The sequence below is a fragment of the Geobacter sulfurreducens PCA genome, assembly GCF_000007985.2.
Taxonomy (GTDB): Bacteria; Desulfobacterota; Desulfuromonadia; order Geobacterales; family Geobacteraceae; genus Geobacter; species Geobacter sulfurreducens.
Genome location: NC_002939.5, coordinates 3,669,219 through 3,681,208, shown reverse-complemented (window position 1 = coordinate 3,681,208; position 11,990 = coordinate 3,669,219). Strand labels below are relative to the sequence as shown.

Here is an 11,990-nt window from a genome sequence, read left to right as displayed (position 1 = left end):
GGTCACTGCCTCAGGAAAGGGGCCAGCGAGTGGTATGGGGGTCGAAGGAGGATTCCCCGGCCGCTACCCGCGCGAAGGAACGAAGGAGTGCGCGTGCCGGTGCGCCGTCTCCGCCGGCTATCTTGAGGGGGAGGCAGAGGAGTTCGTAGTGCCCCGGCTCGACATCGGCGAGATTCAGCCCCTCCAGGATGAGGATGCCGGCGTCCAGAAGGATCTGGTGGACCTCAGCCTCGTTGCCGAAGGGGCCGATGGAGAGGTAATCGATCCCCACCAGGCGCGTCCCCACCTCCGCCAGATAGCGGGCGCCGTCGGGAGTAAGCGAAGCATAACTGTCGAGGAAGCCGGCGTGGCTCCAGAGGCGGGAGTTGGCGGTCTTGAGGATGATCCGCTCTTCTCCCTTTACCGGCAGATGGGCCAGCTCCCGGCGTCCGATGGCGATCACATCGTGCAGCTCGATCACCCGGGCTTTGCCCGTCAGCAGATCAAGGGGCACCTGGTCCACGGAGGCGCCGTCGTCGCGCAGATGTCGCGGAACGTCGATGTGAGTGCCGGCGTGGGTCCCGAGGGTGATGCGCGAGACGTTGGCGCCGTCGCCCCGGGCCACGCGGGCCACTGGTTCGAGCGAGAAGGGCGGGTCTCCGGGGTAAACGGGGAGATCGGGGGAGAGAGAGACGGTGATGTCGATGATCTTCATGGGGACCTCCGCTGCGGTGGGGGCGGCGGGACCGCGAGGCCGGCCTGCGCCTTGCGGTCCCACGATACAGAGTATACCGCCAGCGGAGGAATTTTCGAGAGGGTCAGACGGCGGTGAGGGAGTCCCTGAGCCGTTCCAGTTCTTCCCGTGTGAAGTTATAGTGTTCGCCGCAGAATTCGCACCCGACAGAGGCCTCGCCCTGGTCGTGGATCAGGGAGGAGAGTTCGTCGCTCCCCAGGGAGAGGAGCACCCGTTCGATCCGTTCGCGGCTGCATGAGCAGACGAGTGCCGTGGCCCGTTTTTCAAGGATGTCGAAGGGGATGCCGTCGAAGAGGTACTCCAGAAGTCCTTCAGGGGTTGCCCCGGCCCGGAGCATTTCCGTTACCGGCGGCATGGAGGCGATTCGCTCCATGATCCGGTCGATGAGTTGGTCGTCGCCGGGGGGCAGCGCCTGGATCAGAAAGCCGCCGGCAGCGGCAACCGACCCGTCCTGCTCCACGTACACGCCGAGACCAACGGCTGAGGGGATCTGCTCCGATTCGGTCAGGTACCAGGCCAAGTCCTCGGCGATCTCGCTGGTATAGAGCATGACCGTGCCGGTGTAGGGCTCCTTGAGCCCCAGGTCCCGGCTGACGGTAAGAAATCCGGCCTTCCCCAGGGCTCCGGCCACGTCGAGTTTGCCGTCGTCCCTCAGAAGGCTCACCGCCGGATTCCTGACGAGCCCGCGCACGGCGCCGTTGGCGTCCGCTTCCACGATGATCTTTTTCAGGGGACCATTCCCCTCGAAGGTGAGGGCAATCCGTTGACCGGTCTTGAGAAGGGCCCCCATGAGGACGCCGCCGGTCAGGGCCCGCCCCAGGGCGGCCGAGGCCGTGGGCAGGGTACCGTGCCGGCGGCATGCGTCTCCCACCAGGTTGGTGGTTACGCAGGCGAGTGCTCGGATATTGCCTTCCCGGGTGATAATGCGGACAAGATAGTCAGTGATGACCGACTCAGTGCTGTTTCCCATTGCTCTATCCTTACAGACCGGTTTTTCCAGAACCTTTTTTTGACCACAAAGCACCCAGAGGAAAACCGGAGGAAAATTTCCCGGGCTTACTCTGTGATTTTCTCTGTGTCCCCTGTTTTGTGCCGGTTATTGGCTTTACACGAGGCCCATTACGAAGTTGAAGGGGCTGGTCCCCGGCAGTTCGCCGCCCCGGGCAAAGGTGTCGAGGATCGGTCGCCACTGCTCACGGGGCGCTTGGGACAGGTCCACGATGAAGGTGCCGCAGCCCGTCTCCTGGAGCTGTCCCCGGAATTGGGTGATGGAGAAGCGTGTGGCTGGGGTAATCGTGGTGAGGTCTCCCCGGATCGCCACGTCATACTCGTCGCCCCGGTCCGAGACGAGAGGGGCATCGTTTTTTACCCCGCGGATGGCGATGCGAGTGGTCATGGCCGGTACGCCGGCGTAGACCAGCACCCGCCGTTTCACCGGCACGGCGGCCCCCAGGAGCCGCGCCATGTTCTCGGCGTCATCCTCGATGTAGAGGGTGGCGGTTGTGACCCCCAGTTCGTGCCAGGCAAGGATCGCCTGGGTGTTGAGCGAGAACAGGCGATAGTCGGTGGCAAGCTCGGCGTCGCGTCCCTTCAGCAGGGCCGCGTGGGAGAGGTTGGATAGCTCGAAACGCCGGAATCCGTGGGCCAGGATGACATCCACCGCCTCCCGGTAGAAGGGGAGGTCGTCATCGAACATGATGAACGGCAGGTGCCAGGTGATCCGATCCGCGTCCCCTCGCAGCTTGCGGGCCGCAAGGGGCAGTTGGTGGATGTTGGCCCGGGAGACCGGCAGGGTGATGCCATCGACACCCGGCTGCCGCAGGAGGCTGGCGTCCCGCAGGTGCTCGATTCGCACGATGACTTCCGACCTCGGCTCCCGACGCGGCTGTGCCGCCGGAACGAGGGCCGCCAGTGCCCGTCGCCGGGCCTCCGCCTTGCGGATCCGGGCACCGGCCACGGCCTCCTCGGCCAGAAGCCGATAGAATTCCCGGCGGATTTCCTTGAGCTTTGCCGGCGGGATGAGAACGCGGGGGAAGCCGGGCGCGTCGAGGCCCCTCAGTTCGAAGGGGGTGTCGCCGGTGCGGGAGAACTGGGCCCTGAGCACGCCGGTCATGTCTTCGGTCCGGGCAGGTTCCAAAACACCCACGGGGAAGGCGGCCTCAACCCGCCCCCCGGCAGCCAGGCCGGTCACCTGAAGGGTCTCCCCGTCCAGGGCTAGCGACAGGTCGCAGGGGATGGCGCAGGGCTTGACCGCATCCAGGCGCTTGAGGCAGGCATTTTCACTCATGGTGAACGCGGTTTCGGACGAGACCTTGAAGACTGCATCCCCCACCTTGAATGGGAAAGGCGAGATCACGGAGACAATGCTTTTTTCCCGGACCGATTTCACCTTGCCCTGACCGGCAAAAAGTTCTTTCACCGTGAAGGCGCGGCCGGCCATGTCGCTTTTCGGCTGCACCCTGATCCGGTCCCCCACGAAGAGTGGGTCCTTGGTTTCGAAGGTGATTCTGTTGCCCTTCACCCCGGTGATCTCTCCCAGAAACCGGCCCGTGGCCCCGCGCAGGGTGGGGATGGCAATGTCGGTGGGGGTGCGGGAGCCCATGAAGCCCTTGGTCGGCACCCGGCCGAAGGAGAGCTTCAGAAGCTCCTTGGCGCGGCCGGTGGCCTCGGCGCGTTTCCGCTCCGGCGCGTCCAGCACCATCCGGTAGGCCTCCACCACGCTCGCCACGTACTCGGCCGACTTCATCCGTCCCTCGATCTTGAGCGACGCCACGCCGGCGGCGGCCAGGTCAGGGATCAGATCCACCGTGGAGAGGTCATTGGTGGAGAAGTAGTACCCATCCTTGCTCCGATAGCGATAGTGGCGGCGGCAGGGCTGGGCACAGCGCCCCCGGTTGCCGCTGTGCCCGCCGAGAAAGGACGAGAAGTAGCACTGCCCCGAGATGGCGAAGCAGAGCGCTCCATGGATGAAGCATTCGATTTCCACCGGCGTCGATCCGCAGATGCGGCGGATGTCGTCCAGGTGGAGCTCGCGGGCGAGCACGACCCGCTCGAAGCCCATCTCGCCCAGCACCTGGACCCCAGCCAGGTTGTGGATCGTCATCTGGGTGGATGCGTGGCGGGGAATGCCGGGAAAGTGGTCGCGGATCAGCCGTGCCACCCCCAGATCCTGGAGGATGACCCCGTCGGTGCCCATGGCCTCCAGGGCAGCGAGGGTCTCCACGAGCTGCGGCAGCTCCGCTTCCTTCACAAGGGTATTGATGGTGACGTAGACCTTGCGGCCCAGGCTGTGGGCATAGGTGGTCATCCGCTCCATCTGGGAGGTGCTGAAGTTCTTGGCCTTGGCCCGGGCGGAGAAATCGCGCAGACCGGCATAGACCGCGTCGGCGCCCTTTTCCATGGCGGCGAAGAATGCCTCAAGGGAGCCGGCAGGGGCGAGAAGTTCGGGTTTTTTCATTGGTTCGTTGGTGTTGAGCATCGGTTCAGACTACCCGATGCAAGGTTGCCGGGTCAAGGGCGAAGCTCCCCTCCCCGGGCCGGGAATTGTGTTGAGTTGGCCGGAGCGAAGTGATATAAGGTGCCGGTTGTTGAGTTCTGATTTTTCGACAGTTCTTGTCTTGGGCTGATATGGAACATCACAAGCACGATACATTCTTGGGGGGCATCGTCAAGGCCCTGGGCCTCGTCTTCGGCGACATCGGCACGAGTCCCATTTATACCCTGACGGTTATCTTTACCCTCACGCAACCCACGATCGATAACGTCTACGGCATTCTTTCCCTCATTTTCTGGACCATGACGATCCTCGTTTCCGCCGAGTATGCCTGGCTCGCCATGAGCCTGGGGCGCAAGGGGCAGGGGGGGGAGATCGTCCTGCGGGAAATAATCATGAAGCTGGTCAAGGCCGGGCGTCTGGTGGCCTTTGCCGGCTTTCTCTCCTTTGTGGGGGTGTCGCTGCTGCTGGGCGACGCGGTCATCACCCCGGCCATCAGTATCCTCTCCGCCGTGGAGGGTCTGCTTCTCATCCCCGGTTTGGAAGGGCTGTCTACAGGGGCTCTGGTTGCCATTGCCGCGGCCATCGCCATCGGCCTTTTCTCGGTCCAGCACAAGGGGACCGACCGGGTGGCCAGCGCGTTCGGGCCGATCATGGCCCTCTGGTTCGGAACCCTCGCCGTTACCGGTGCCGTCTCCGCCTTTTCCATGCCGCAGATCGTTGAGGCGATCAATCCCTTGCACGGCATCGCCTTTTTCCGCGACAACGGACTGGCCGGCTACTTCGTCCTCTCCGAGGTAATACTCTGCGCCACCGGCGGAGAGGCCCTCTACGCGGACATGGGGCATCTGGGGAAAAGGCCGATCGTCCGGGCGTGGCACTTCGTGTTCGTAGCCCTCTACCTTAACTACCTGGGCCAGGGGGTGTTCGCCATTGCCCATCCCGATGCGAAAAACCTCCTCTTCGGCATGGTACGGAGCCAGGCGCCGGCCCTCTACATCCCCTTCCTGATCCTCACCATCATGGCCACCATCATCGCCTCCCAGGCCATCATCAGCGGGGTCTTCTCCATCGTCTACCAGGGGATCACCACGCGGCTCCTCCCGCTGATGCGGGTCGACTACACGTCACGTCAGATCAAGTCACAGATCTACCTCGGCGCCGTCAACTGGTCGCTTATGGTAGCGGTCATCTTCATCATGCTGGTTTTCCGCAAGTCCGAGAACCTGGCCGCAGCCTACGGTATGGCGGTGACGGGCTCCATGACCATCACCGGCATCATGATGATCATCGTTTTCTCCCACACCACCAAGAAGTGGCGTGCCCTGGTGGCCCTGGTGGTGACTCTCATCGCAGCCGCCTACCACGTGTCCACTTTCTCCAAGCTGCCCCACGGCGCCTACTGGTCCATCATCCTGGCGTCAATCCCCTTTGTGACCATCATCATCTGGACCCGAGGCCAGCGCACCCTCTACCGCGCCCTGAAGCCCCTGGACCTGGAGACGTTCCTCATCTCCTACGAGCAGATCTACGCCAAGGGCCCCATCCGCGGGACCGGGCTCTTCTTCACCCGGGAGACCGACGTGGTCCCCCCCTACGTGGTCCACTGCATCATCCGGAGCAACATCATCTATGAGCGCAATGTGTTCATTTCCCTGATGATCAGCGACGAGCCCCTGGGCGTGGAAACTGAGCTGATCAGGGGAATCGGGCCGGGTCTCGACGCATTCCGGATTGAGGCGGGGTACATGGAGATGGTGGATATCGAACGGCTGCTGAAAGAGAATGGCATTCAGGAGAAGGTCATCTTCTACGGCGTCGAGGACATCAGTACCCGCAATCCGTTCTGGCGCTTCTTCTCGGTCCTCAAAAAACTCACTCCCAACTTCGTCCAGTTCCACAAACTGCCGGCCAGCCGACTCCAGGGCGTGGTGACGCGGGTGGAGATGTAGCCTCCCTACTTCACGCACCGCTCCCGCGCCGCCTTCACCATCGCCAGCACCCGCTCGTCCGCTCCTTCTTTCGGTGCGGACACCATGCGGACATAGGCCGTGAAGTCGACCCCCATCGGCAGGTTTTCAGCCAGGCAGGAGCAGACCTCCCGCATGCCCACGGCGGCAATGCAGGGTTCCTGTATCTCGCGGACCCGCACGTCCTTCTGCTGTTGCTTCTCGCGCAATTCCTTCAGCTCGCGAATCTGTTTTTCAAGTTGTTCGATACGGTTCTGGAGTTCGCCCCGGTTTTCGGCGGCGGGCTCGGCCGCGAATACGCCGGGTGCCGCCAGGCAGGTGAGGAGCAGGGCAAACGGCAGGATGCGCAGGGTCATGGGGTTTGGTCCTCCTGATGGTGAGAGTGGGTTCAGGCGCGGCCGTAGGTCTTGGCCAGGTCATTGTCGATGACGTAGATGCAGACTTCCTTGGCGCCGTTACGGGTGTAGCGGTACTTTGTTCCCAGGTTGTTGATGAGGAAGGTGACGTCGTCCCGGATCCGCTTGTCGTAGGTCTTGAACTCCTCCCGGCCGAAGTCCTTGATGGCGCGCCGGAAGTTCTCGTTCTCCAGGAACGGGTCCAGGGCCTTTTCCTTGAGATTGAAGACGTAGCGGTCGAAGAGATCGTGGTACAGGGCAGTATCCGTAATCTTTTTCCCTTCGAAGAGGATTTCCTGGGCCAGGGTGCGGGAAGCGTACTCCTTCTGGGTTGCCACCCGGAAGACGAGCCGCTTTTCCCGCTCGGCGCCTGCTCCCAAGAGCCGGTTTTCGATGGATTCCAGGTAGGTTTCGGTGATGTGGAGCTTGTCCCCCGTCCAGGTGCATGTCTCGTCCACCACCGGCTCGAAGTTGATGGCGAAGAGGTAGTTCTGCACGTCCCGTGAAATCTGTTCTTCGTTGAAGTAGTAGAGCGATTCCTTCACCTCCTGCAGGATGGTGAAGTTGTAGAGGCGCATGAGTGATTCGAGGAAGCCGGCGGGAAGCTGCTTCCCCAGCTCCGGCCGTACCTTGGTGAAGTAGGAGGTGAGGGTGGTCATGGTGATGAGCTTGTCCTTGCGGGCATAGGTGGAGTAGAAGTCGCCGAAGATCTTGATGGCATCCCGCCCGGAGAAGCCCCGATCCCCCTCCTGCTCGCTTTCGGCGATGATCATGCGCCGGCGCTTGGCAGTGAGCTTCTTGCGGTCTTCCTCCGTGAGCCACGCGGGGAAGTGCCCCGTGTAGATTTCCATCCTGAGGAGCTGGAGGTTGAAATCGCAGTACATGCTGTAGCGGTGGGGCTCCGGGATCCAGTCGTTCATGGCGTAGGAGCGTTCGTTCATGCGCGATGAAATGATGATCCGGGCGAAGTTGTGGAGCACCCGCGGCAGGAAGCTGTGGTCGATCTGCTTGCCGAAGATGTTGCGGTAGATCTCCACCTCGGTGTTCAGGTCGAGCACGTAGGGTATCTTTATGTACTGGATCCGGTCGAGGAACGACTGGTAGCTCTCGATGTTGCTCTTGTCCTCTGGGTTCATGAGGGCCAGGAAGAGGGAGTCTACATTCTCCTCCAGGTCGTCCACCTTGTGGACCCCTTCGCTCACGATGTTGTGGAGCTCGATGAGCCGGTCAGTATTGTGCCCCTTGATGTCCATGAGGGCATAGATGCCGTTGTTGGTCTTGGCGTACTGGGAGAAGAGATACTTTACCTGGTTGCTGTCCCGCAGCACGGCATTGATGCGGCTCTGGAGCATCTCGTTGGTGAAGACGTTCTGGCGCACCGGCTTGTCGCCGGGGTTGAAGACGCTGATCCCTTCGCCCATACGGCGGTTGATGTGATAGGGGCGAGCGTGGAGCATCCGGAGCACCGCCGCGGGGCTCTTGAGCCGGGCCAGGAGAGCCTGGTAAATGGAGCTGCAGACGGTGCAGCAGGTGCCGCGGAAGACCCAGTCGAATTCTTTTTCGGTGAAGAGGCGCCACTTCATCTCGTCGTTTTTGAAGAGGTCATCGAAGAACTGGCGCCGCAACTGCTTGGGAATGACGAGGACCGGGTTGTCGTGGGAGGGGCAGGGGATCTCCACGAAGTCGTCCCCCGCAGGCATGGCTCCTTCGGCCTCGAAGAGCTCTTCCTGGTTGAACTCGTATTCCTCCAGGAGTTTTGAAAGCTTGTCCAGAAAGACCGCGGTTTCATGGCGGGTGAAACCTCCCAGAGTCTGCCGGTCCAGGCGCCAGACCGCCTCGTGGCGGGCGCCCTCTGCCGTGTTGGCGTAGGTCTCGAACTTCATGAGCAGGTTGTTGAGGAAGGTGCTCTTGCCGCTGCCGGGCGGCCCCTCGAAGACATAAATCTTGTTCTGCTGAGCGCCCCGCTTCCAGGTTTCCACCAGGCTCACGAGGCGGTTGGCGAAGAGCCGGTCGGCGAAAAACGGGGTGTCGGACCCTTCCACGAAGAGCTTGCGGCAGTCATAGGAGACGTAGTGGATAGACTCGGGGTCGTCCGGAGTCTCGTCGATACCGACGCCGATATGGCTCATGACCATGTCGTGAAAGACCTGGAAGACGTTGCGGAGCACCAGTGCCGGGTTGGCCACGAGAATCCGCAGGAATTCCTCGAAGGGAACGGAACCCCGGTGGTCCCAGGCGTTGACGCTCCGGTCCATATGCTGGAGCGCGCGGGATATGGTGTCCATGGATTTCGTCATGGGGGCTGGTCCTTACAGGAGGGTCCGCGAAAGCTTCCGGTCCTCCATGGTGTAGACGTAGCGTCGCCAGTGGATTTTTTGCTGCCGCTCGGGGGGCTTCACGGCCTCGTCGGGCGGGGGGAGCCCCACTTCGCTCGTTTCGAGCTTCACCGGACCACCCCAGAGGTATTCGATCCCCATCAGGGTGTTCTCGATGAAGTCCTTCACCAGCGGCTTTCCCTCGAACCGGTGGTCCAGGTAGAGATACTTCCCCTCGCCCTTCGCTTCGTCCACTGCAATGACGGGGGGGTGGTAAAGGGACTCCGCGAGCATGGCCCGGTAGGCCTCGGCCGTGCGGCTCTTGACGTAATACTGCCAGGTCATCCGCTCCTTGTTGAGGCGTCTTCCCGCTACGAAGAGCTTGTGCCGGTTTACGAAATCCTGGTCCACGAAGGTGTTGATGAACGAGAAGTCGCACAGGTTCTCGCGGATGGCGAAGATGAAGGCCGTGCCTCCTCCGGTGCCGCGGTCGAACTCCTGCCGGGCATGAATGTCGGCCAGTTGCTGGAACTCCAGGGAGATGCGGCCCTTGTCGGCCTGCTCCTCGATGTGCTGGAAGAGCCGCATGCCGATGGCGTAGGGGTTGAGTCCCACCCGGTGCAGGCAGGTGACCCCCGAGTGAACCCGGGCGAAGTCCACCTCGTGCCCCCTGATCCGGTCATCGGTGAGGAAGAGCTTTTCATGCCAGTAGCTGGCCCACCCCTCGTTCATGATCTTGGTCCGCATCTGGGGCTGGAAGTAGACCGATGTGGAGCGGATTACCTCCAGCACGCTCTTCATCCAGCGGTGTTCCTCCCGGTTGAGGACGGGGGAGTGCTCCATGATGAACTGCATCAGGTCGGGCCGCCCGCGTCTTTCTTCCGACCGGCTTTTCAGGTAGAGAGCCTCGAACTCGGGGTACCTGGCCATGACCTCGGCGAAAAAGGTTTCCTCGCCCAGGTCGCCGAAGTCGCGCATGCAGCGGTTATACCGTTCGATTTCCTGTACGTACCCGGCGGTTTTGACCTTTTTCACCCTTTGGAGGAACACATCGAAGTAGTAGTCGAGCCGTCGCGGCAGCGGCGGGGTCTCTCCCCGGAACAGGGCGGAAAGTTCGCCGTAGTAGCCCACAAGGTTGTCGATGGAGCGGGCGAACTCTATCACATAGTCGAGTCGGCGGCCGTGCTCGGACCGTAGCCGGGCGATGAGACGCTTGTCGGCCAGGGCCTTGCCGGTCAGGTCATAGTCCCAGGTATGGCGGTAGTAGAGGTTGTTCTGGAAGAAGTCGATATGGGCCAGCACGTGGTAGAAGATCATCACGTTGAGCCAGTCCGGGTTGTTGTCGTTGTAGAACGAGATGGGCGGCCGGGTGTTGATGACCGTCTCGTAGGGGTTGTGGGGGTAGAGTTCGTACTTCCCCTTCTCCTTCAGCACCTCCACGTCATGGACCCAGTAATCGTACAGGGTGGGGATCATCACTTTGGGGTGGAGTTCCAGCATGTCCCGGTTGGTGACGATGTATTCGAGGGTTTCGTCGGAAAAGCGCAGCCCCGCCTCGCGTGCCCGCTCCTTGCACCCCTCCATGATCTTTTTCGTGTGCTGATCGATGAGTTGCATAACCCTGTCCGAAACACGCCTTGTCGGTTACTCCCGGAGCCTTGACCGTGCCCGGCTATCACGCCCCCCGAGAAGTTCCTTCCGTCACGAAATCAGTCTTTTGATCCCCTCGATGATCCTGGATTCTTCGGCGTCTTCACCCATCACATCCATGCGGAGCAGTTCCGGCTTTTCCTCCAGCAGCCCCGAGCGCTTCAGGTACCGCTCCACCTCGGTGTTGCCGCTCGAACCGTAGGTGTGCTCGGCAATGGTGACGCCGATCCGGTTGGCGTAGGCGAGCATCCGCCGGAGTTCAGGAATCGTCTCCTCGCCGTTGGTGTCCCAGTCGTCGCCGTCGGTGCCGTGGAACACGTAGATGTTGTAATCCCGGGCCAGGCTTTCCTTTTCCACGATCTCGTTCACCATCCGGTAAGCAGCGGCCACCCGCGTTCCTCCCGCTACCCGCAGGTTGTAGTAGGTGTAGAAGTCCGGTACCTCCCGGGCGTCGTTGTCGTGGAGAATGAACCGGGTTTCCACCTGCCGGGCGAACTGGTAGAGGAGCCAGCTGTAGATGAGCACGTGCTGGGAGCAGACCGCCTCCGTTGCCTTCCCCTCCATGGAGCCCGAGTAATCGCGGATGAAGAAGACCAGGGCCTGTGATTCGTACTCCAGCTCCCGGGAGAGGATGCGGTAAACGCGGTCCCGGGGGGAGATGACGAGCCGGGTGGGATCGATTTCAGCCACATCGGCCACGGTGCCCAGGGCGATGTTCGTTTCGAGAATCCGCCGCAGGGTCTGCTTTTTTTCAAGGATCTGGCCGAAGCCCCGATTCCGGTCGGTCAGGTCGTAGCTGTAGTGGGAGAGCGAACTTTTCTTGCCTTTCTCCTTCAGGTTGGGCAGGTCGAACCGCTCGGTCAGAATTCTCCCCAGGTCGTAGGCCGTGGACTCCAGTTCATGCCCTTCGCCCTCCCCGTGGCCGGCGGTGCCGCTTCCTCCTTCCTGCTGGGGCCGTACCGGCTGCTCGCCGATGATTTCCCCCTCGTCACCGTCGCCGGTGCCCCCCATGGATTCGTCTTCCTCGGTCTCTTCGGGCGCCCGGTCGTGGATCAGCTTCTCCTCCACCGTGGTGGGCACCACCACGATCTTTTCCTTGCCCCCCGCACCCGGCTTGATGAGCTTGCCGATCCGGATCTTGCGCGGGAGACCGTCCTCCTCACGCAGCCGGTCCCGCTCCAGGAGTTCGTCCAGGGAGCGGATGCGCGTCGTGTGGCTCACCTGGGGCTGGGCCATGGACTGGAGCTCCATCAGGTCGTGGGCGTCGTAGATGCCCGGTACGGGCGGGCCGGTCAGGGGCGGCTCCGGGAGTTCGTGCGTGCGGGTATCGTTCAGTTCCCGCAGGAACCGCTCCTCACGCTCGGGTGAAAGGCCTGAAGCCCCGAGTCTTTCCATGTGTCTCTGCAGGTCGGTTTTCATGGCTGACTAGGCTCT

General features: G+C 62.1%; 8 protein-coding genes. 1 reads left to right on the top strand and 7 read right to left on the bottom strand.

The genetic code is table 11. The annotated features are described in order from the left end of the window. Window positions 1-10 precede the first annotated feature (10 nt). The 3 genes from GS_RS16780 to GS_RS16770 form a co-directional block, all read right to left on the bottom strand. A complete protein-coding gene (locus tag GS_RS16780) occupies window positions 11-694 on the bottom strand; it encodes a cyclase family protein (RefSeq protein ID WP_010943961.1) in 684 nt (227 codons plus the stop codon). A gap of 103 nt (window positions 695-797) precedes the next feature. Beyond that, on the bottom strand, window positions 798-1,703 hold the full coding sequence (hslO, locus tag GS_RS16775) for an Hsp33 family molecular chaperone HslO (RefSeq protein ID WP_010943960.1): 906 nt from the start codon (window positions 1,701-1,703) through the stop codon (window positions 798-800). Between the two features lie 135 nt (window positions 1,704-1,838). Then, window positions 1,839-4,211, bottom strand: coding sequence for a peptidase U32 family protein (locus GS_RS16770; protein WP_010943959.1), 2,373 nt, complete (start codon window positions 4,209-4,211; stop codon window positions 1,839-1,841). 149 nt (window positions 4,212-4,360) lie between these two features. On the opposite strand from GS_RS16770, the gene GS_RS16765 reads away from it, so the two are divergent. Further along, complete coding sequence (locus GS_RS16765; RefSeq protein ID WP_010943958.1) at window positions 4,361-6,178, top strand: KUP/HAK/KT family potassium transporter; 1,818 nt, start codon at window positions 4,361-4,363, stop codon at window positions 6,176-6,178. 5 nt (window positions 6,179-6,183) lie between these two features. On the opposite strand, the gene GS_RS16760 is transcribed toward GS_RS16765, so the two are convergent. The 4 genes from GS_RS16760 to GS_RS16745 all read right to left on the bottom strand — a co-directional run bounded on the left by GS_RS16760 (window position 6,184) and on the right by GS_RS16745 (window position 11,975). Continuing rightward, on the bottom strand, window positions 6,184-6,552 hold the full coding sequence (locus GS_RS16760; RefSeq protein WP_010943957.1) for a hypothetical protein: 369 nt from the start codon (window positions 6,550-6,552) through the stop codon (window positions 6,184-6,186). A gap of 32 nt (window positions 6,553-6,584) precedes the next feature. Continuing rightward, on the bottom strand, window positions 6,585-8,876 hold the full coding sequence (locus tag GS_RS16755; RefSeq protein WP_010943956.1) for a serine protein kinase PrkA: 2,292 nt from the start codon (window positions 8,874-8,876) through the stop codon (window positions 6,585-6,587). Window positions 8,877-8,900: 24 nt separating this feature from the next. Beyond that, complete coding sequence (locus tag GS_RS16750; protein WP_010943955.1) at window positions 8,901-10,523, bottom strand: SpoVR family protein; 1,623 nt, start codon at window positions 10,521-10,523, stop codon at window positions 8,901-8,903. Between the two features lie 84 nt (window positions 10,524-10,607). Beyond that, window positions 10,608-11,975 (bottom strand): DUF444 family protein, encoded by a 1,368-nt coding sequence (locus GS_RS16745; protein WP_010943954.1) that lies wholly within the window; start codon window positions 11,973-11,975, stop codon window positions 10,608-10,610. Between the last annotated feature and the right edge of the window lie 15 nt (window positions 11,976-11,990).

Bases quoted from the DNA above. Each gene is read 5' to 3' on its own strand.
- GS_RS16780 (WP_010943961.1), bottom strand. From the start codon at position 694: ATGAAGATCATCGACATCACCGTCTCTCTCTCCCCCGATCTCCCCGTT.
- hslO (WP_010943960.1), bottom strand. From the start codon at position 1,703: ATGGGAAACAGCACTGAGTCGGTCATCACTGACTATCTTGTCCGCATT.
- GS_RS16770 (WP_010943959.1), bottom strand. From the start codon at position 4,211: ATGCTCAACACCAACGAACCAATGAAAAAACCCGAACTTCTCGCCCCT.
- GS_RS16765 (WP_010943958.1), top strand. From the start codon at position 4,361: ATGGAACATCACAAGCACGATACATTCTTGGGGGGCATCGTCAAGGCC.
- GS_RS16760 (WP_010943957.1), bottom strand. From the start codon at position 6,552: ATGACCCTGCGCATCCTGCCGTTTGCCCTGCTCCTCACCTGCCTGGCG.
- GS_RS16755 (WP_010943956.1), bottom strand. From the start codon at position 8,876: ATGGACACCATATCCCGCGCGCTCCAGCATATGGACCGGAGCGTCAAC.
- GS_RS16750 (WP_010943955.1), bottom strand. From the start codon at position 10,523: ATGCAACTCATCGATCAGCACACGAAAAAGATCATGGAGGGGTGCAAG.
- GS_RS16745 (WP_010943954.1), bottom strand. From the start codon at position 11,975: ATGAAAACCGACCTGCAGAGACACATGGAAAGACTCGGGGCTTCAGGC.